This is a genomic window from Arthrobacter cheniae, from assembly GCF_003602275.1.
GTDB lineage: Bacteria > Actinomycetota > Actinomycetes > Actinomycetales > Micrococcaceae > Arthrobacter_D > Arthrobacter_D cheniae.
The window spans coordinates 1-19,435 of record NZ_QZVT01000005.1; the positions used below are offsets into that span (position 1 = coordinate 1).

19 protein-coding genes are annotated in these 19,435 nt (G+C 64.8%); 9 read left to right on the forward strand and 10 right to left on the reverse strand.

Annotated elements, in window-relative coordinates; translation table 11 throughout:
• Nucleotides 1–20 precede the first annotated feature (20 nt).
• The 8 genes from D6T63_RS10220 (at nt 21) to D6T63_RS20225 (ending at nt 7,969) form a co-directional block, all read left to right on the forward strand.
• Nucleotides 21–398, forward strand: a complete 378-nt coding sequence (locus D6T63_RS10220) for a copper amine oxidase (protein ID WP_456236540.1) — start codon at nt 21–23, stop codon at nt 396–398.
• A 158-nt stretch (nt 399–556) separates the two neighbouring features.
• Complete coding sequence (locus D6T63_RS10225; protein ID WP_120148964.1) at nt 557–1,237, forward strand: DUF5134 domain-containing protein; 681 nt, start codon at nt 557–559, stop codon at nt 1,235–1,237.
• 127 nt (nt 1,238–1,364) lie between these two features.
• Nucleotides 1,365–1,727 (forward strand): cupin domain-containing protein, encoded by a 363-nt coding sequence (locus D6T63_RS10230; RefSeq protein WP_120148965.1) that lies wholly within the window; start codon nt 1,365–1,367, stop codon nt 1,725–1,727.
• Between the two features lie 97 nt (nt 1,728–1,824).
• Entirely contained in the window at nt 1,825–3,264 is a 1,440-nt protein-coding gene (gene gndA, locus D6T63_RS10235; protein ID WP_120148966.1) for an NADP-dependent phosphogluconate dehydrogenase, read from the forward strand.
• A 319-nt stretch (nt 3,265–3,583) separates the two neighbouring features.
• Nucleotides 3,584–5,281: a glucose-6-phosphate isomerase gene (locus D6T63_RS10240; protein ID WP_120148967.1), complete on the forward strand. Its 1,698-nt coding sequence runs from the start codon at nt 3,584–3,586 to the stop codon at nt 5,279–5,281.
• A gap of 2 nt (nt 5,282–5,283) precedes the next feature.
• A complete protein-coding gene (gene zwf / locus D6T63_RS10245; RefSeq protein ID WP_120148968.1) occupies nt 5,284–6,828 on the forward strand; it encodes a glucose-6-phosphate dehydrogenase in 1,545 nt (514 codons plus the stop codon).
• Nucleotides 6,825–7,769 (forward strand): glucose-6-phosphate dehydrogenase assembly protein OpcA, encoded by a 945-nt coding sequence (locus D6T63_RS10250; RefSeq protein ID WP_120148969.1) that lies wholly within the window; start codon nt 6,825–6,827, stop codon nt 7,767–7,769. Before zwf ends, D6T63_RS10250 begins: the two co-directional genes overlap by 4 nt.
• Nucleotides 7,770–7,798: 29 nt before the next feature.
• Nucleotides 7,799–7,969 (forward strand): hypothetical protein, encoded by a 171-nt coding sequence (locus tag D6T63_RS20225; RefSeq protein WP_235830675.1) that lies wholly within the window; start codon nt 7,799–7,801, stop codon nt 7,967–7,969.
• Nucleotides 7,970–8,048: 79 nt separating this feature from the next.
• Here the strand turns inward: D6T63_RS20225 and D6T63_RS10260 are convergent, their stop codons facing one another.
• Both D6T63_RS10260 and D6T63_RS10265 read right to left on the reverse strand, forming a co-directional pair.
• The gene (locus tag D6T63_RS10260; protein WP_120148970.1) at nt 8,049–8,636 is read right to left on the reverse strand and encodes a TetR/AcrR family transcriptional regulator; all 588 of its coding nucleotides are present in this window, start codon (nt 8,634–8,636) and stop codon (nt 8,049–8,051) included.
• A 307-nt stretch (nt 8,637–8,943) separates the two neighbouring features.
• Complete coding sequence (locus D6T63_RS10265; RefSeq protein WP_120148971.1) at nt 8,944–10,407, reverse strand: NAD(P)-binding domain-containing protein; 1,464 nt, start codon at nt 10,405–10,407, stop codon at nt 8,944–8,946.
• A 549-nt stretch (nt 10,408–10,956) separates the two neighbouring features.
• On the opposite strand from D6T63_RS10265, the gene pgl reads away from it, so the two are divergent.
• Entirely contained in the window at nt 10,957–11,772 is an 816-nt protein-coding gene (gene pgl / locus D6T63_RS10275) for a 6-phosphogluconolactonase (protein WP_120148972.1), read from the forward strand.
• 79 nt (nt 11,773–11,851) lie between these two features.
• Here pgl and secG read toward each other — a convergent pair whose 3' ends face one another.
• From secG to rapZ, 8 genes are all read right to left on the reverse strand, one after another.
• The gene (secG, locus tag D6T63_RS10280) at nt 11,852–12,103 is read right to left on the reverse strand and encodes a preprotein translocase subunit SecG (protein WP_043445180.1); all 252 of its coding nucleotides are present in this window, start codon (nt 12,101–12,103) and stop codon (nt 11,852–11,854) included.
• A 52-nt stretch (nt 12,104–12,155) separates the two neighbouring features.
• Nucleotides 12,156–12,971 carry a triose-phosphate isomerase gene (gene tpiA, locus D6T63_RS10285; protein ID WP_120148973.1) on the reverse strand — a complete coding sequence of 272 codons (816 nt, stop codon included), beginning with the start codon at nt 12,969–12,971 and terminating at the stop codon, nt 12,156–12,158.
• A 136-nt stretch (nt 12,972–13,107) separates the two neighbouring features.
• Nucleotides 13,108–14,358 (reverse strand): phosphoglycerate kinase, encoded by a 1,251-nt coding sequence (locus tag D6T63_RS10290; protein ID WP_120148974.1) that lies wholly within the window; start codon nt 14,356–14,358, stop codon nt 13,108–13,110.
• 12 nt (nt 14,359–14,370) lie between these two features.
• Complete coding sequence (gene gap / locus D6T63_RS10295; protein WP_120148975.1) at nt 14,371–15,381, reverse strand: type I glyceraldehyde-3-phosphate dehydrogenase; 1,011 nt, start codon at nt 15,379–15,381, stop codon at nt 14,371–14,373.
• Nucleotides 15,382–15,677: 296 nt separating this feature from the next.
• Complete coding sequence (locus D6T63_RS10300) at nt 15,678–16,307, reverse strand: superoxide dismutase (RefSeq protein ID WP_120149257.1); 630 nt, start codon at nt 16,305–16,307, stop codon at nt 15,678–15,680.
• A gap of 118 nt (nt 16,308–16,425) precedes the next feature.
• A complete protein-coding gene (gene whiA, locus D6T63_RS10305) occupies nt 16,426–17,406 on the reverse strand; it encodes a DNA-binding protein WhiA (RefSeq protein WP_120148976.1) in 981 nt (326 codons plus the stop codon).
• Between the two features lie 10 nt (nt 17,407–17,416).
• Nucleotides 17,417–18,442 (reverse strand): gluconeogenesis factor YvcK family protein, encoded by a 1,026-nt coding sequence (locus tag D6T63_RS10310; protein WP_120148977.1) that lies wholly within the window; start codon nt 18,440–18,442, stop codon nt 17,417–17,419.
• The gene (rapZ, locus tag D6T63_RS10315) at nt 18,442–19,341 is read right to left on the reverse strand and encodes an RNase adapter RapZ (RefSeq protein ID WP_120148978.1); all 900 of its coding nucleotides are present in this window, start codon (nt 19,339–19,341) and stop codon (nt 18,442–18,444) included. Before rapZ ends, D6T63_RS10310 begins: the two co-directional genes overlap by 1 nt.
• Nucleotides 19,342–19,435 lie beyond the last annotated feature (94 nt).

Here is a 19,435-nt window from a genome sequence, read left to right on the forward strand (position 1 = left end):
CCAAACACCGGTTCTGGAAAATCGCCAACCGCGACAGCAAGAACCTCGTCGACGAGCCCGTCGCGTACCGCCTCATCCCCACCGACGGCATCCAACTAGCCGCAGGAAACGAGTCCTTCGTCAGCAAGCGCGCCCAGTTCGCCCGCAACAACCTCTGGGTCACCGCCTACGACCGCACAGAACGCTTCGCCGCCGGAGAGTTCCCCAACCAAGCCACCGGCGAACACGACGGCGTGCACGTCTGGACCCAAAAGGACCGGAACATCGTCGATGAAGACCTCGTCGTCTGGTACACCTTCGGCATGCACCACGTCGTCCGGCTCGAGGACTGGCCCATCATGCCCCGCCAGAACATCGGCTTCCTCCTCGAACCCCACGGCTTCTTCGACCAAANATAACAAGGAAAACTCGAACCTAGCCCACAACTTTCCACTGAGTAGGAATGTGGAAGCGATCAGGAGTTGGTGTTCGAGCAGTTTGTGAAAGGCGGTTCCCGGTGCTGTAACAGCAGCACCGGGAACCACGTCCACCGTTTACCCGATCCAGCAGTGGGAGCGTGATCCATTTGTTCAGCACCCCCGAAATCACCTGGACCCTCACAGCGGTCCTGTTGCTGAGTGGGAGCTACCATCTTTGGCACGCGCTACGGTCCGACCACCTCACCGGCCGTGTAAACAAGAGCCTTCACGCCCTTATGAATGTCCTGATGGCTGCCATGTTGTGGAACCTCGCGCCTTCGACCCTGCTGGCTCAGATCGCAGTCCTTACCGGCGCGACACTGTGGTTCGTCATTCAATCGGTCGCCCGACCGGAATTCAGAACCCTCTGCGCCGGAAGGCAGAGCCGGGTGAAGTGCGTCTACCACAGCGTCTCCATGGCCGGTGCCGCCGTCATGGTTGCAATGATGGCTCCCGTAACTACCGCCGGCAATGAAATCGCTCCCATAGCCTTCTCGCAGGCGTCGCATGTCCACCACGCAACGACACATGCAGCCCCGACACATGGTGCCCACGGCACCGCAGGAACGGAGATCAATGATTTACCCGATCTGGCGATCATGCTGACCGTATTCTTCGGAGCCGCGGCAGTTGCTTTCATTGTTCTCCTACTGCGTGTCCGGGCAAACAGAACCACTGCGCTAAATCAAGCTACACGTCACTCAGTCCGCGCAGAACACGGACTCGAAGCCCTCGGTGCCGTGGTCATGGCCCTGATGTTCGCCACCATGGCGACATGAACACCTACTCCCGTCCCAATCACCAGAGTCAAGAATCAAATATCAGCCCGTGCTCCATCGAGACGCGGCTGTTGCTATGAGCCCGCCGGGAACTCCACCGGTGAGTAACAGAAGAAAGGTAAATTTCATGAGCATCACATTTCGGCCCGAGGAACTCTTCAACGGGAAGCTCGACGAATCTCCACTGGCGCCTCCGTTGGCCGAGGTACTGGGTGAGGAAATTCCAACGAGGATTGCCATCCCTTTCACCAGTGACGATTCACGTATCCTCTCCGGAGTTTGGGAAGCCGAACCGGGCCTTTCGCGGTGGGAGTTTCTGGAGCGCGGGGAAGCAATCTACGTCCTTGAAGGTCGCATGGTGGTAACTGAGGACAATGGTGAAGCTATCACCGTAGAGGCTGGAACCTCGGCGATTTTCCCGATTGGTTGGCAAGGAACGTGGGAGATTCAGGAACGAATTCGGAAGTTCTTTGTAATCTTCACACGCTGACCGAGCGGCAGTTATACCTGAACGGACCCGGATAATACTCAGTCGAGGGGGGTCTAAGCCCACTTTTTCGCGATGACATTTGAAAGGACTTCTACTAGTGTCGGCACAGATCGGCGTCACAGGCCTGGCAGTCATGGGAGCGAACTTGGCCCGGAACCTGGCCAGGAACGGTTACACCGTGGCCCTCCACAACAGGTCCATCGAGAAGACGGACACGCTGCTGCTGAAGCACGGCGACGACGGCGAGTTCATCCGCACGGAGACCCTGCAGGAGCTCGTCGACTCGCTCGAGAAGCCGCGCCGCGTGTTGATCATGGTCAAGGCGGGCAAGCCCGTCGATTCCGTGATCGACCAGCTCGCCCCGCTCCTGGAGCCCGGCGACATCGTGATCGACGGCGGGAACTCCCACTACGAGGACACGCGCCGGCGCGAAGCCGCGCTCTCCCGGCAGGACCTCCACTTCGTCGGTGTCGGCGTCTCGGGCGGCGAGGAGGGAGCGCTTCTCGGTCCGTCGATCATGCCCGGCGGATCGCGGGAGTCCTACGATTCCCTCGGCCCGATGCTCGAGAAGATCTCCGCCAAGTACAACGGTGAGCCCTGCTGCCGGTGGATCGGCACGGACGGAGCCGGCCACTTCGTGAAGATGGTGCACAACGGTATCGAGTACGCGGACATGCAGGTCATCGGCGAGGCCTTCGATCTCCTGCGGTTAGGAGCCGGTATCGAGCCGGCGGACCAGGCGAAGATCTTCACGGACTGGAACTCGGGCACCCTGTCGTCGTTCCTCATCGAGATCACCGCCGAGGTGCTCGGACATATCGACGAGCGCACGGGCAGGCCCTTTGTGGACGTCGTCGTCGACGCCGCCGGGCAGAAGGGGACCGGCCGCTGGACGGTGGTCTCCGCGCTGGAACTGGGCAGTCCGACGTCGGGCATCGCCGAATCGGTGTTCGCGCGTGCGCTTTCCTCGCAGAAGGAGCAGCGAGTGCTGGCCCAGGACATCCTGCACGGTCATGAGGGGTCGGTGGACCTGCCCGAGACCTTCGTGGAGGACGTCCGGCTCGCCCTGTACGCCTCGAAGCTCGTCAGCTATGCCCAGGGCATCGACATGCTGACCGCCGCAGCCAAGGAATACGGCTGGGAGTTGAAGCTCGACGAGATCGCCTCGCTGTGGCGCGCCGGCTGCATCATCCGCGCCGAACTCCTCGACGACATCATGAAGGCCTACGCCGAAGCGGACACCCGCCCGGCCAACCTCCTGCTCGCCCCCGCCTTCGCCGAAGCCATCGCAGGAGCCGTCCCGGCCTGGCGCCGCGTGGTCGCGACGGCCGTTCAGCTCGGCATCCCCGTGCCCGTCTTCTCGGCATCGCTGGCCTACTACGACGGCCTGCGCCGCAAGCGCCTGCCGGCAGCCCTCACGCAGGGACTGCGCGACCTCTTCGGAGCGCACACCTACAACCGCGTGGATACCGAAGGCACGTTCCACACCCTGTGGGGCGAAGACAAGTCGGAAATCGAAGCCGTCGACACCCACTAGAAATTACCTCCGATGCGTTTGGTCGAGAGCGTTTCGCCTATTGAAAGGTAGAAGGCAACGATGGTCGTTATCAACGTTGATTTGAGTGCTAAGTCTCCCCACAATCCGGTGCCGGAGCTAGGTAACCACCGCCGCTCCCGCATAACAGGCTCGTCGTCGCTGACACCGATGGGCTCATTTGCTCTTACCGCGTCCGGCGCGGCTCTTGCCGCTGTCGAGTCGGTTGTACCCGCACTCGTGAAGGACCGTTTCGCTTCCCGGCNACCGAACTCCTCGAGACCGTCCAGACCGCCCTCGACTCAGCGAAGGGCTGACACCGATGGGCTCATTTGCTCTTACCGCGTCCGGCGCGGCTCTTGCCGCTGTCGAGTCGGTTGTACCCGCACTCGTGAAGGACCGTTTCGCTTCCCGGCTGTTCGCGAAGGACTCCACCCTGTGGGGTGTTGATGCGGAGCACGAGGCATCGATCCGTCTCGGGTGGATCGACCTGTTCGAAGGTTCGCGTGCCCTCCTGCCGGAGATCGCCGGCCTTCGCTCCGACCTGAACGCGGAGGGCGTCGACCGGATCGTGCTCTGCGGCATGGGCGGTTCCTCGCTCGCGCCGGAGGTCATCACGAAGGAAGCCGGCGTTGAACTGGTCGTGCTGGACGCCACGGATCCCGAGCAGGTGCGCACAGCCCTCGAAGACCTGCAGCGCACGGCGATCGTGGTGTCGTCGAAGTCCGGTTCCACCATCGAGACGGACTCGCAGCGCCGGCTGTTCGAGCAGGCGTTCACCGACGCCGGCATCGACGCCGCCTCCCGGATCGTCGTCGTGACGGACCCGGGGTCCCCGCTGGAGGAAGCAGCACGGAAGGCCGGTTACCGCAAGGTCTTCAACGCCAATCCCGAGGTCGGCGGCCGCTACTCGGCGCTGACCGCTTTCGGACTCGTCCCCTCCGGCCTTGCCGGAGCGGACATCGAGACACTTCTCGATGACGCCGAGGAAAGCGCCGAGTTCCTCGGTGACGATGACGTCGACAATGTCGGGCTGCAGTTGGGGGCGGTCCTGGGCGGCACTGCGCCTCTGCGCGACAAGATCGTCTTCGCCGACGCCGGTTCCGGTCTGCCGGGCTTCACGGACTGGGTCGAACAGCTCATCGCCGAATCCACGGGCAAGCTCGGCACGGGCCTGTTGCCCGTCGTCGCCTCGACCGGCGCCCCGGAGCTGGCCGCGGTGGCGGACGACGTCATGCCGGTGATACTGGCACCCTTCAATGAGGCACCGTTCGATGAGGCGCCCAGTGACGAGTCCGGTGGTGAGTCCGGTGGTGAGTCTGGTGGTGGGTTGATGACCGGTACCGGTGTGACCGTCAGCGGCACCCTGGGCAGCCAGATGTTCGTCTGGGAGTACGCGGTCGCGGTCGCCGGGCGCCTGCTCGGGATCAACCCGTTCGACCAGCCCGACGTCGAGGCTGCCAAGAAGGCCGCCCGCGGTCTTCTCGAGGCGCAGCCGGAGCCTACTGCGGCCGCGTTCGTCGATGGCGCTGTGGAGATCCGCGGCGAGGCCGGCCTGCTGGGCTCGTCGAGCACGCTCGACGAGGCACTGCGGGCACTGCTCGCCGCGCTGCCCGCCAACGGCTACCTGTCGGTCCAGGCGTACCTGGACCGCCTTCGCCAGTTCGCCCTCGAGGAGATCCGCTCGCCGCTGGCCGCACTGACCGGCCGCCCGGTCACCTTCGGTTGGGGACCCCGGTTCCTGCACTCCACGGGGCAGTACCACAAGGGTGGATCGCCGATCGGCGTCTACCTGCAGATCACCGGCGCCAACAGCACAGATCTTCCGATCAAGGACAGGCCGTTCACTTTCGGGCAGCTCATCTCCGCACAGGCTGCAGGGGACGCTCAGGTGCTCGCCGATCATGGGCGGCCCGTGCTGCGCCTGCACCTCACGGACCGCGCTGCAGGCGTCGCTCAGCTGCGCGATGCCATTTCCTCCCTCGCCGCTTCCGGCCAGGGCCACCACGAGAACGGTTGAGTATGGCTGACAGGACGACGGCGAGAGCCGCCAATCCCCTGCGGGATCCGCGTGACCGGCGGCTGAGCCGGATTGCCGGTCCCTCGTCGCTGGTCCTGTTCGGTGTGACCGGAGACCTCGCGCGGAAAAAGCTCATGCCGGCCATCTACGATCTCGCGAACCGGGGGCTCCTGCCGCCAAGCTTCGGTCTCGTCGGTTTCGGCCGCCGGGACTGGAGCGACGAGGACTTCGTGGAGCAGGTCAGGGAGTCCGTGACGCAATACGCACGAACACCCTTCAACGAGACCGTGTGGCAGCAGTTGTCGGCGGGCATCCGGTTCGTCAAGGGGGAGTTTGATGACGACGAGGCCTTCAAGAACCTCAAGGGGTGCATCGACGAGCTCGACCAGAGCAGGGGCACCCGCGGCAACCACGCGTTCTACCTCTCCATCCCGCCCAACGCGTTCGAAGCGGTCTGCCAAAAGCTCTCCGAGCACGGCCTGGCCCAGCCCGACGACGGACAGTGGCGTCGCGTGGTCATCGAAAAGCCCTTCGGGCACGACCTCGAGTCCGCGCGCGAGCTCAACAGCATCGTCGAGGAGGTCTTCCCGCCCGATGCCGTCTTCCGCATCGATCACTACCTCGGCAAGGAAACGGTTCAGAACATCCTCGCGCTGCGCTTCGCGAACCAGCTGTTCGAACCCCTGTGGAACGCCAACTACGTCGACCACGTGCAGATCACCATGGCCGAGGACATCGGGATCGGTAGCCGGGCAGGCTATTACGACGGCGTGGGCGCGGCCCGCGACGTCATCCAGAACCACCTCCTGCAGCTGCTCGCCCTCACCGCGATGGAGGAACCGATCTCGTTCGACGCCCAGCATCTCCGGGCCGAGAAGGAGAAGGTCCTCGCGGCGGTCTCCCTGCCCGAGGACCTCTCCGGACGGTCGGCGCGCGGCCAGTACGAGGCCGGGTGGCAGGGCGGTGAGCGCGTGAACGGTTTCCTCGAGGAGGACGGCATCCCGGCCGGCTCCACGACGGAGAGCTTCGCCGCGCTGCGCCTGGACATCCATACGCGCCGCTGGTCCGGGGTGCCGTTCTACCTTCGCGCCGGCAAGCGGCTCGGTCGCAGGGTCACGGAGATCGCCGTCGTGTTCAAACGCGCTCCCAACCTGCTGTTCCGGGACCACAACGAGGAGGACTTCGGGCAGAACGCCGTCGTCATCCGGGTGCAGCCCGATGAGGGCGTGACCATCCGGTTCGGTTCCAAGGTGCCCGGAACACAGACCGAGGTCCGCGACGTCACCATGGACTTCGGCTACGGCCACTCCTTCACCGAGTCGAGCCCCGAAGCCTACGAGCGGCTCATCCTCGATGTCCTGCTCGGCGAACCACCGCTCTTCCCCCGCCAGGAGGAAGTGGAACTGTCGTGGAAGATCCTCGACCCGTTCGAGAAGTACTGGAAGTCCCTCGACGGCCAGCCCGAACCCTACGTGCCCGGCAGCTGGGGTCCCGCATCCGCCGACGAGCTGCTCGCAGCCGATGGACGAACCTGGAGAAGGCCATGATCGTAGAGCTACCCGACACCACCACCTCGAAGGTGTCCAAGGAACTGATGTCCATGCGCGAACGCGGCGGCGTCGTAGCGCTGGGACGCGTGCTGACGCTCGTGGTCATCACCAAATCAGGGTACGAGGAACAAGCCATCGACGCCGCGAACGAAGCGAGCCGGGAGCACCCGTGCCGCATCATCGTCCTGGCCGAGGAATCCCCGGACGAGCCCACCCGGCTCGACGGGCAGATCCGCGTCGGCGGTGACGCAGGAGCGTCGGAGGTGGTCGTGCTCCGCGGGTACGGCGAGCTCGCGCACGAGAACGAGTCCCTGGTGTCGGCCCTCCTGCTGCCCGATGCCCCGATCGTGGCCTGGTGGCCGCACGGGGTGCCGAAAGCAGCCTGCCAGACATCGATCGGCAGCATCGCGCACCGCAGGATCACGGACTCCGCCAACGAGTCGGACCCCACGGCCGCGCTGTTCAACATCAGCAGCACCTACGCCGCCGGCGACACCGACCTCGCCTGGACACGCCTGACCAACTGGCGCATCCAGCTCGCCGCCGTCCTGGACCAGCTCGACGGCGACGAGCCCATCACGGCGGTCACCGTGGAGGGCGCGTCCGACTCCCCCAGCACCGTGCTGCTCGCGGCCTGGCTCACCAGAGCGCTCAATGCCCCCGTGACCATCATCGCCAGCGAAGCCGGAACCGGGCTCAAGCGCGTCCGCCTCACAAGAGAAGGCGGAGACATCGAGCTGCACCGCCCCCACCACGACGTCGCGGAACTGCACCAACCCCACCAGCCCGTCCAGCACATCTCCCTCCCCCGAAGAGGCCTACGGGACTGCCTCGCGGAGGAGCTGAGGCGACTGGACCCCGACGAAGTCTTCGGCGAAGTCATCACAGAAGGCCTCACCCGCACCAACCTGAGGAGCACCCGAACCAGTGAGCGCTGACAACAGTGCACACGCTTGCCTTCGCTGGGATGAGAGAGCTCGAAGCTGACGCCAAGGAAGTCCGCGCCTTGGGTGCGGACTTCCTTGAGATGCACGCTTGTCTTGATGAGCAGGCCAAGTCCGGCTTCGACCTGAAGGGACTCCTCGGTGCCGGCGCCCCAGCCCTGGCCGTTGAGGAACTGCGCGAACCCGTCGTCTGATTCTTCGAAGGACGGATGGCGTCCCGCACCCTCGGAACCGGCGGGCCGCTACCGTCTGATCCTGGTCCGGATGCCGAAGTTAGACGCCGGCTTTTGTCAGGAGAGCATCGACCGTTAAAAGGAAGATGGAGCGGAGGTTTTTTTGTGTCGGATCGGTGATGTACTGAAGGGCTGCCCCATCGTAAATCATCAGGAAAGACCGAACGAGGGTAACCGAATCCATGAAACACTCGCCGTCGGTATACTCCGGTGCGGCTGAGAAGAGTTTTCCCAGTTCCACTTCATAGGCCGGATAGATTTTCGCAGCCAGTGGGCTTGCATTAGCATTTCGCGTTGCCCATAATATGAGCTCCATTTCAGCCAGGAGGCTGTCGGGCTCTTCCTCCAAGGACCGCCAGTAGCCTTCCGCCACTTGTTCCACAACTTTACGGAGGCCCAGATGGGCCGGAACGTCGCGCGAGAAACGGTTCATGTTGTTCAACCAGGCCTCGGCAGCGGCATCCATTAATTCGCTCTTATCGCTGAAGCAATAGTGTGCGGCAGCTAAGGGGGCGTTGGCTTCCTTAGCGATGTTTCGCATGGTCACTGATTGAACGCCTTCTCGCCTCATCAGTTCCACAGTCGCTGCGATGAGCTGTTCTTTTCGTTCTACAGTCGGTACCCGCACAGGTCACTCTCCAGTCTCCCAGGTCTCCACCCAATCTGGGGCACCCCAAGCTTATCGCCCAAATGACTGCGTGCAGTTTCGCTTTCGGACGGCTGAGGTCATTCACAAGCGCAGGTCACAGGAAACCCCACTTGGCCAACGTCGAGGTTGGACTAGTGGGGTTCCCTGTCATGGTATTGGGGCGTCCAGGCGGTGCCGCTGCCCGACGTGACCGGTTGGTGACCTGGCGGAGCGGCACCGCTTACTTCCACCTAAGAAGGCTGAGTTACCACTCACCCCTCACCGGAGTGTGATTGCTGCAGCGAGTTCACGACACGGAGGTGTGCGCGTGGCGTATCAGGGACGGTCCTGCACCGCTGCCTTCAAGGTCTTCCTGGCCCCCACGGTGCCTGTCGGTGAGACCGGCAGGCGCGCTGGAGTCCTCTTGGGACGGTCCGTTCAGGTAGCGCTCCATGGAGTCATCCAAAGCGTTGATCCATCGGGTGTGATGCTTGGTCGCCATGGTGCCGGTGACGACGGACCGGTGGACAGCGTCGCGGTAGCCCAGAATATCTGTGTGCTTGTTGTGCATCCAGTCCTTGAACAACTGGGAAACCGCATCAAGGTCGAAAGAGGGATAGTCGGTGGCGTCGATGAGTTCCCGGAGGTAATCGGACTGGAAGTCCGCCTCCGCGTCGTGATCGGAAAGCGCGGCCTGACGCTCGAGCCAATCCGCGATGTCCGCCTCGCGCTCATCTAGGGCCGGAAGCTGAATACGCCCGATCATGACATCGCGGGCGAACCACGCTTGTGCATCGAACATGTTGAATGTGTAGTACTGGTCCTGTGCGCCCAGGTAGAACAGATTAGTGTTCTGCTGCCACACAACGCCCTTGTAGAGATTGCTCGGATACAGTACGTTCGGCGATTTCAGGGACAGCTCACTGGGCAGGAACGGGTACTTGTGCTGGTAGCCGGTGCACAGCACCACAGCATCGAAATCGTCGTAGGTGCCATCGCTGAAATATGCGGTGTTGCCTTCGAAGTGAGTGACAAGCGGGCGCTCCACCGTGTTCCAGGGCCAGTCGTAACCCATCGGAGTCGTGCGATAGCTGAGAGTGATCGAGGCGGCTCCCATCTTGTGGGACTGCATACCGATGTCCTCAGCGGAGTAGCTGCTGCCGATCATGAGCAGTCTCTTGCCGTTGAATCGCTCGGCTCCACGGAAATCGTGCGCGTGCAGAACCTCGCCCGGGAAGGTTTTGATGCCCTTGAATTCGGGGACCGCGGGAACGTGGAAGTGACCTGTCGCAACCACGAGCTTGTCGAACACGTGGGTCTCCGTGAGGTTCGTCTTGAGGTCCTCAACCGTGACGGTGAATTCCTGCGTGACCTCGTTGTAGCTGGTGTGACGCGCGACAGCGTTGAACTGCACGTACTTGCGCACGTCGGACTTTTCCACCCGTCCCTTGATGTAGTCGAAAAGAACCTCTCGTGGCGGAAAAGAGGAGATGGGGCGGCCGAAGTGCTCGTCGAAGGAGTAGTCCGAGAACTCGAGGCACTCCTTAGGCCCGTTCGACCATAGGTGGCGGTACATGCTGGAGTGGACAGGTTCGCCGTGACCGTCCAAGCCGATACGCCAGCTGTTGTTCCACTGCCCGCCCCAATCATCCTGCTTTTCGAAGCACTTGATATCAGGGATGACGGCGCCTTTTTGTCGGGCTGATTCGAATGCCCGCAGTTGCGCCAGGCCGCTGGGACCCGCACCGATTATTCCGACTCGAAGTGTCATGCTGCTTTCCTCTTCCAAATTTTATGTGCCGCTAGTGCGCGATGCTGTAAGTTATGCCACCCGCTGAACCAACCGAGCGGGTGCAATATTTTGGGAATAGCAGGGCTAGGTCTCTGTACTTACAATGTGCAGTTCCGGCGCTGCTTCTACTGGAAACCGATACATTGGGAGACTTGCCGATGAATATCAGGCTGGTGTTGTCAATGGTTGACGGCCCGTCGCTCAGAGAAGTCGGTTCCCAGATTGGGCTTGGTCCGACGCGCGGACGTCTACCCAAGAACAGTCCGACGGGTTCACAGCCGGCGGCTCAGGGCAGGGGCCTGCTGGGAGCGTTCGATCCGTGCCGGCCGGTCAGACGTGGTCGGCCGGCACGGATCCTGACTGCATGATTGGTTTAGGCTGCGAAGTTGCGGTCGCCGGCGAAGAACCCGAGGGCGTAGTCGGGGGTTTCGAATTTGACGGCCGTGCCCTTGGGGAAGAAGAGGANGGTCTTCGGCGAAGTCATCACAGAAGGCCTCACCCGCACCAACCTGAGGAGTGTCCGAACCAGTGAGCGCTGAACCGAAAGTCAGCATCCATCCTTCCCAGACCTCGCTCGCGGCGGCGGTGGCGGCCCGCCTGATCACGCGGCTGGTCGACGTTCAGAGCGACCGCGGCACGGCGACCGTCGTGCTGACGGGAGGATCGATGGGCACCGCTGCGCTCGAGGCCGTGGCAGAGTCCCCGGCACACTCCGCCGTGGATTGGGCGAATGTCCACTTCTGGTGGGGTGACGAGCGGTTCCTGGGGACCAACGATCCCGACCGCAATGCTGTCCAGGCCCGTGGTGCGCTCCTCGACCACATCACGGTGGATCCGGACAAGGTGCACGAGTTCGGGTCGAAGGACGAGTTCCCCGACGAGAACGCGGCGGCCCTGGACTACGCCGAGCAACTGGCGGCAGCTGCGAGGGCCGAGCTCGACATCGACGCGGATGCGGTGCAGCCGGATCCCCGCCTACCGCGCTTCGACGTCCTGCTGCTGGGTGTCGGTCCCGATGCGCACATCGCGTCCCTCTTCCCTGAGATGGCGGGTATCCGCACCAAGGGTACGACGACGGTGGGCGTCGCCGATGCGCCGAAGCCTCCTCCGCAGCGAGTGTCCCTGACGCTCGAGACCATCAATACTGCGCAGGAGGTCTGGCTGTCCGTCAGCGGCAGCGACAAGGCCGGCGCCGTGGGCCTCGCCCTCGCAGGAGCAGGGCACGTCCAGGTCCCGGCTGCGGGAGCCCGTGGAGTACGGAAGACGCTATGGCTCATCGACCAGGACGCGGCACAAAAACTGCCCGGCCGGCTGATCGACCAGGATGACGAATCGGGCGACTGATACCGGCATCGGACATGACAGGGCCCCCGCTTCCTTCTTGGAAGCGGGGGCCCTGTCATGTCTGAGCGAGCCTGAAGCCCTACGACTCGCCTGCGAAGCGCTGAATCAGCCCGAGAGCGACGATGACGACGCCCCAGGCGAGACCGAGTGCGACGGTGAAGCGGTTGAGGTTCCGTTCGGCTACTCCGGACGATCCCATGCTCGAGGTCATACCGCCACCGAACATGTCCGACATTCCGCCGCCACGGCCCTTGTGGAGCAGGATCAGCAGGGTCAGCAGGAGGCTGGTGATCCCGAGCAGGACGAGCAGGATGATACGAAGGATTTCCACGGGGCCCTTTCAAGGCTCGAGAGCCGCTCGATGGAGCGGCAGGCGCACGGAACTAGTCTGTCACCAGATGCTGTTCGAACCTGACAATACTAGCAAACTCGGAAACGTCGAGGCTCGCACCGCCGACGAGCACGCCGTCGACGTCGCGCTCCCTGAGGATGCTCGCGGCGTTGGCCGCCTTCACCGATCCGCCATAGAGCAGGCGGGTTCTGGACGCGGTCTCGGTGTCGAACAGGGTGCCGAGTTCTGCACGGATGGCGGCGCACATCTCCTGGGCGTCGTCCGGGCCTGCGACTTCTCCCGTGCCGATGGCCCAGACGGGCTCGTAGGCGACCACGAGGGTGGCAGCCTGTTCCGCGGACAGACCGGCTACGCCCTTGCGGAGCTGCTCGAGGGTGTGCGCGACGTGCGTTCCGGCCTGGCGGATCTCGAGGCCCTCACCGATGCAGAGGACGGGCACGAGTCCGTGACGGTAAGCAGCGTGGACCTTGCGGTTCAGCACCTCGTCCGACTCGTTGTGGATGGTGCGGCGTTCGGAGTGGCCGACCAGCACGTAGGTGCAGTCCAGTTTGCCGAGGAACTGACCCGAGATATCGCCGGTATACGCGCCTGAATCCTCGGGCGAGAGGTCCTGCCCTCCGTAAACCACTTCCAGGTTGTCACCCTTGACGAGCGTCTGGACGCCGCGGAGGTCGGTGAAGGGAGGGAAGACCGAAACCTCCACCCGCGAGTAGTCGTGGCCCGCGTCGTCGAGGGTCCAGGCGAGCTTCTGCAGGAAGGTGATGCCCTGCATGTGGTCGAGGTTCATCTTCCAATTTCCCGCGATGAGCGGTCGGCGGTCGAACGCGCCGTTGGTCGAGGTGGTCATCGTCTACTCCATCTGCTTCGTTTCATGGCGGCGGGATCCGCGCGGCCTGAGCCCCGCGGATCCCGCCCGTCCTGTGCGCCCGTGTCGGGCGGCTGGTCCTGCGGGGTTGCTGGCCCGCCGACCCCCTGGTTCTCCGCTAGTCGCGGGAGAGGGCTGTCAGGCCTGGCAGTTCCTTGCCCTCGAGGTATTCGAGGCTCGCTCCCCCACCGGTCGAAATATGCCCGAACTGGTCGTCGGCAAAACCGAGACCGCGCACGGCGGCCGCCGAGTCTCCTCCACCGACCACGGTCAGCGCACCGGCAGCCTGCGCATCGACGAGGGCCTGCGCGACGGAGCGCGTGCCACCGGCGAAGGAATCGAACTCGAAAACTCCCATGGGTCCGTTCCAGAACACGGTCTTCGCCTCGGCGATGTTCGCCGCGAAGTCCTCGCCCGTCACGGGACCTATGTCGAGCCCGATCCCCTGCGCGCCGTACGGCCCCGACTCGATGGCATCGGCCGCGATCACGCTGTGCCTGGCATCCGCAGCGAACTTCTCCGCGACGACGATGTCCGTGGGCAGGACGAACTGCGTACCGTCGCGCGCCCCGCGCTCGAGGTAGCCGCGGACAGTGTCGACCTGGTCCTCCTCGAGGAGGCTCGCACCCACCTTGTGTCCCTGGGCGACGAGGAACGTGAACACCATCCCTCCGCCCACGAGGATGCGGTCGGCGGTGCCGATCAGGTTCTCGATCACGGCGAGCTTGTCGGAGACCTTCGAGCCGCCGAGCACCACGACGAAGGGCCGCTGCGGGTCCTTCGTCAGCTTCTCGAGCACCACGAGTTCCGCCTTGACCAGGTCGCCCTGGTAGGCAGGCAGGAGGGCCGCGATGTCGAACACGCTCGCATGCTTGCGGTGCACCGCGCCGAACGCGTCATCCACATAGGCCCCGTCCTCCCCCGCGAGGTCGGCGAGCTCGCGGGCGAACGCGGAACGCTCACCGTCGTCCTTGCTCGTCTCCCTCGCATCGAAGCGCACGTTCTCGAGGACGAGCACTTCACCCTCGGTCAGGGCGGCAGCCGCACTGCGGGCTTCGTTCCCCGTGGTATCGGCGGCCAGGGTGACGGGGAAATCCGCCAGATCCCTCAGGACATCGACGGCCGGCTTGAGCGAGTACTTCTCCTCGGGCGCTCCCTTGGGCCGCCCGAGGTGGGCCACGACGATCACGGCGGCCCCTGCCTCGCTCAACTTGCGCAGAACGGGCAGGGAGGCACGCACGCGGCCGTCGTCGGTGACCTTGAGCGCAGGGGTCTCTCCCTCGAGCGGGACGTTCAGGTCCGAGCGCACGATGACGCGGCGTCCACGTACTCCTTCAGCGAGGAGCTCGTCGAGTGATGCATAAGCCATGGGCGGGTCCGCCTAGGAAAGCTTGGCAGCGACGATTTCGGTCAGGTCGACCAGGCGGCTGGAGTAGCCCCACTCGTTGTCGTACCAGCCGACCACCTTGACCTGGTTGCCGAGGACCTTGGTCAGGCCCGAGTCGAAGATGCACGACGACGGGTCCGTGACGATGTCCGAGGAGACGATCGGGTCATCGGTGTAGGAGAGGTAGCCCTTGAGTGGGCCATCCGCTGCGGCTGCGGCGTAGGCTGCATTCACTTCGTCCACAGTGACCTCACGGCCCAAGGTGACCGTGAGGTCGGTAGCCGAGCCTGTGGGCACGGGAACGCGGATGGCGAAACCGTCGAGCTTGCCCTTGAGCTCCGGGAGGACGAGGCCGATCGCCTTCGCAGCGCCCGTCGAGGTGGGAACCATGTTGATCGCTGCTGCGCGGGCGCGGCGGAGGTCCTTGTGGGGGCCGTCCTGCAGGTTCTGGTCCGCCGTATAGGCGTGGATCGTCGTCATCAGACCGCGTTCGATGCCGAAGGCGTCATTGAGCACCTTGGCGAGGGGGCCGAGGCAGTTCGTGGTGCAGGATGCGTTGGAGATGATGTGGTGGTTCTCGGGGTCGTAGTCACCGTCGTTCACTCCGAGCACCACGGTGAAGTCCTCGTCGGACGCGGGAGCGGAGATCAGGACCTTCTTGGCGCCGGCGTCGATGTGCTTCTGCGCATCGGCTGCCTTGGTGAAGAATCCGGTCGACTCGATCACGATGTCGACACCGAGGTCTGCCCAGGGGAGATTCGCGGGATCGCGCTCGGCCAGGACCTTGACGCGCTTTCCATCGACCACGAGGTCACCGCCCTCGACCTCGACGGAAGCCTTGAGGCGACCGGTGACGGAGTCGTACTTGAGCAGGTGCGCGAGGGCCTCGGGACTCGTCAGGTCATTGACGGCAACGATCTCGAGGCCGGTGCCCTGCTCGAGGGCCGCGCGGAAGTAGTTGCGGCCGATACGTCCGAAGCCATTGATTCCAACACGAGTAGTCACGGGTTTCCATCTCCTTCATAGGTGGTGCCGCCGGCCGACCGGTTCTCGGGTGGCGCCGGCGACAAATACATCTAGTACCGGGCACCCCTTCGTGCCGACGTTGATCGGGTCCTGCTCACTCCCTGCGGAGCGGTATCCGTGGCGGGAGCCGTACCGGGATCACTCCCTGCACGGCTCCAACCTTACTCAGCGCGGCGTTTCCGCACGCACTCGTGACGCGGGTTGCTCCGATGGTGTGCCCATGATCAGGCACACCCGTCCGGAGCAGGATTTCCTTCGTGGTCCGTGAACGGGGGTCAGCGGCCCGGCGTGATGAGGATCGAGGCGCCGGTGGTTGCTGCCTGGAAACGGGTCTGGACATCGGCCCAGTTCACCAGGTTCCACCAGGCCTTGACGTAGTCGGGCTTGACGTTGACGTAGTCCAGGTAGAACGCGTGCTCCCACATGTCGAGCATCAGCAGCGGGATGGTGCCCACGGGTACATTGCCCTGCTGGTCGTAGAGCTGCTCGATCACGATGTTCTTGCCCAGCGGCTCGTACGCCAGGACGGCCCAGCCGGAGCCCTGCAGCGACGTCGCCGCGGCGGTGAAGTGCGCGCGGAACGCGTCGAAGGACCCGAACGCGTCGGCCAGGGCTGCTGCGAGCTCGCCCTCGGGCTTGTCGCCGCCCTCGGGGGACATGTTCTTCCAGAAGATGCTGTGGTTGATGACACCGCCGACGTGGAACGCGAGGTCCTTGGAGAGCTTGGGGATGGTGCCGAACTCGCCCTTCTCGCGGGCCTCGGCGAGCTGCGCGAGAGCGTCGTTGGCGCCCTTGACGTAGGTGGCCTGGTGCTTGGAGTGGTGCAGCTCCATGATGCGGCCCGAGATGTGCGGCTCCAGGGCCGCGTAGTCGTAGTCGAGATCCGGCAGTACGTATTCGCTCACGTAGTCCTCCATGTAGTGATCTGATGTACCCGCGCGCTCCTGGGCCCCTTCAGGGGTCCGGACGGTGGGCGCCCCGCTCGATCAGAAGCGGGCTTGCCGTTCCATCCTATGCACTCATTCACTCGTCCAGCATGTCCGGGGTCACATTCGCATCGGTCCCCGGGATCCCGATGTCGGAGGCGCGCTTGTCCGCCATGGCCAACAACCTGCGGATGCGTCCCGCGATGGCGTCCTTGGTCATCGGCGGGTCGGCGAGGCGCCCCAGTTCATCGAGGCTCGCCTCCTTGTGGGCGACCCGCAGCTCACCCGCGTAGCGCAGATGCTCGGGCACCGTCTCCCCCAGGATCTCGAGCGCGCGATCGACCCGCGCTCCGGCCGCGACGGCGGCCTGGGCGGACCTCCGGAGGTTGGCGTCGTCGAAGTTCGCGAGGCGGTTCGCCGTCGCCCGGACCTCCTTGCGCATGCGGCGCTCCTCCCAGACCATCAGGGCGTCATGGGCACCCATGCGGGTCAGCAGGGCTGCGATGGTGTCGCCGTCGCGGATGACGACCCGGTCGACGCTGCGCACCTCCCGGGCCTTGGCCGCGATGTCGAGGCGACGCGCGGCGCCCACCAGGGCCAGCGCGGACTCGGGTCCGGGACAGGTCACCTCGAGGGAGGACGAGCGCCCCGGCTCGGTCAGGGATCCGTGGGCGAGGAACGCTCCGCGCCAGACCGCCTCCGCGTCGGCCGTGGAACCATTGACGACGGCGGACGGCAGACCTCGGACGGGGCGGCCGCGGGTGTCGAGCAGGCCCGTTTGGCGGGCGAGGGATTCGCCGTCGCGCACCACCCGTACGACGTAGCGGTTGCCGCGCTTCAGGCCTCCGCCGGTGACGACGATGATCTCGCTGTTGTGTCCGTACACCTCGGCGATGGCGGCGCGCAGGCGGCGTGCCGTCGAGGCGAGATCCACTTCGGCCTCGATCACGATCCTGCCGGAGATGATGTGAAGGCCCCCCGCGAATCTCAGCAGCGCGGACACCTCGGCCTTGCGTACCGAAGACTTCTTGACGTCGAGGTGGGACAGCTCTTCTTTGACGTCGGCGGTCAGGGCCACAAATACACTCCTAGTTCTCCCCAAACATGTCGTTGTAGGACGTCGCCAGCCGCAGCGGATCGTGTACGGGCTTACCGGTCGAAGCTCCCACTCTACCGAAGACCGCGCGTCCGCCCATTCTGGCGACGGCTCGCTCGAACTCCGCGCGGTCCGCGACGACGGCGGGATCGGCAAGGACGACGTCGACCGTGAATTCGGGGGCGTAGCGCGAGATCACGGTGAGATGGTCGATCGCACTCATGCCCTGGGTTTCCTTGGTGTCATTGCTCAGGTTCATGGTGAGGCAACGTTTGGCGGACGTCCTGCAGAGGGCATCGCGGAGCTCGGGGAGCAGCAGGTGCGGCAGTACGGACGTGTACCAGGAGCCGGGCCCGAGGATCACCCAGTCGGCGAGTTCGATCGCTTCCAGTGAATCCTTGCAGGCGGGTGCGGACGGCGGCAGGAGCCGGACGTTGCTCACATTGCCGCCCTCTGCGGCGACCGCGAGCTTCGCCTGGCCGGTGACGGTCCTGACGCGCAGCGAGCCGTCCACCTCGCTCAGCACATCCCCCTCGATGGTCAGCGGCACACTGGCCATCGGCAGGACCCGTCCGCGGGCTCCGAGTAGGGCCCCGGCCCACTGCAGGCCGGCCACCGGGTCTCCGAGCAGCTCCCACAGGGTGACGATGAGGAGGTTCCCCATTGCATGGCCGTCGAGGGATCCCTCCACGCCGTCGCGGGAGGTGAAGCGGTGCTGCATGACGTCGCGCCAGGTGCGGCCCCAGTCGGTGTCGTCGCAGAGTGCCGCCAGGGCCATCCTGAGATCCCCCGGAGGAAGCATCCCGAGTTCGTGGCGGAGGCGGCCGGAGGATCCGCCGTCGTCGGCGACCGTCACCACGGCGGTCAGTTCCTGCGTCAGGAGGCGCAGTGCGGAGAGCGACGCCGAGAGTCCGTGACCGCCTCCCAGCGCGACGACGGAGGGCCCGGCGCCCTGTCCCTCACCCTTCCTGCGGGCGGCCGGGGGGATGAGGGGCAGCGGCCCCGAGAACAGCGCCACTACTCACGCCCGAGGTCGCGGTGGTGCGCCGTGACCTGGACGCCCGGCAACTGCGCCAGGCGCTGCGCAATCTCCTCCGTCACCGCGACAGAGCGGTGCTTTCCGCCCGTGCAGCCGACGGCGATGGTGGCGTAGTGCTTGTTCTCGCGGCGGTAGCCGTCGAGGACGGGCGCGAGCGCGTGGACGTACCGGTCGATGAAGTCCCCAGCCCCCTGCGCGCCGAGCACGAAGTCGCGCACCGGGGCGTCGAGGCCCGTCTGCGGGCGCAGGACGGGCACCCAGTGGGGGTTCGGGATGAACCGGACGTCCGCCACATAGTTGGCGTCCACGGGCAGTCCGTACTTGAAGCCGAAACTCATGACGTTGAGCCTCAGGACGATCGGTCCTGATTCGGAGAACAGTTCGGTGACGCTGGTGGCCAGGGCGTGCACGTTGAGTTCGGTCGTGTCGATCACGATGTCGGAGGAGTGCTTCAGCTCCTTCAGCACCTCGCGCTCGGCAGCGATGCCGTCGGAGATACGTCCGTCACCCTGCAACGGGTGGGGGCGGCGGCCCTGCTCGAACCGGCGCACCAGCACCGCGTCATCGGCGTCGAGGAAGAGCACCCTGTAGTTGACGCCCGCCGCACGCAGACCCGCGAGCGACGCCTTGATGTCGCTGAACAGTTCCTTGCCGCGGACATCGATCACCACGGCGAGCTTCGGGATGGATTGCGGGGTGCGGGCGACGAGCTCGGTGAGTGTGGTCAGCATCTGCGGTGGAAGGTTCTCCACCACGTACCAGCCATGATCTTCGAGGGCGTTGGCGGCCGTACTGCGCCCGGCGCCAGACATACCGGTCACCACCAGCAGCTCGGACTCGGTGGGTTTGACCGGAGTCAGGCTCGTGGCCTCAGTCATCGTGGTGCATCCGTTCCGGCTCGACGGGGGCTTCGGTCACTCTGGATGCCCCGGTATATGCGGTCTGTGTGATCTCTGCGGCTCTGCTGCGGCA

Bases quoted from the DNA above. Each gene is read 5' to 3' on its own strand.
- D6T63_RS10230 (WP_120148965.1), top strand. From the start codon at position 1,365: ATGAGCATCACATTTCGGCCCGAGGAACTCTTCAACGGGAAGCTCGAC.
- D6T63_RS10240 (WP_120148967.1), top strand. From the start codon at position 3,584: ATGGGCTCATTTGCTCTTACCGCGTCCGGCGCGGCTCTTGCCGCTGTC.
- zwf (WP_120148968.1), top strand. From the start codon at position 5,284: ATGGCTGACAGGACGACGGCGAGAGCCGCCAATCCCCTGCGGGATCCG.
- D6T63_RS10250 (WP_120148969.1), top strand. From the start codon at position 6,825: ATGATCGTAGAGCTACCCGACACCACCACCTCGAAGGTGTCCAAGGAA.
- D6T63_RS20225 (WP_235830675.1), top strand. From the start codon at position 7,799: ATGAGAGAGCTCGAAGCTGACGCCAAGGAAGTCCGCGCCTTGGGTGCG.
- D6T63_RS10265 (WP_120148971.1), bottom strand. From the start codon at position 10,407: ATGACACTTCGAGTCGGAATAATCGGTGCGGGTCCCAGCGGCCTGGCG.
- tpiA (WP_120148973.1), bottom strand. From the start codon at position 12,971: ATGACCACCTCGACCAACGGCGCGTTCGACCGCCGACCGCTCATCGCG.
- D6T63_RS10290 (WP_120148974.1), bottom strand. From the start codon at position 14,358: ATGGCTTATGCATCACTCGACGAGCTCCTCGCTGAAGGAGTACGTGGA.
- rapZ (WP_120148978.1), bottom strand. From the start codon at position 19,341: ATGACTGAGGCCACGAGCCTGACTCCGGTCAAACCCACCGAGTCCGAG.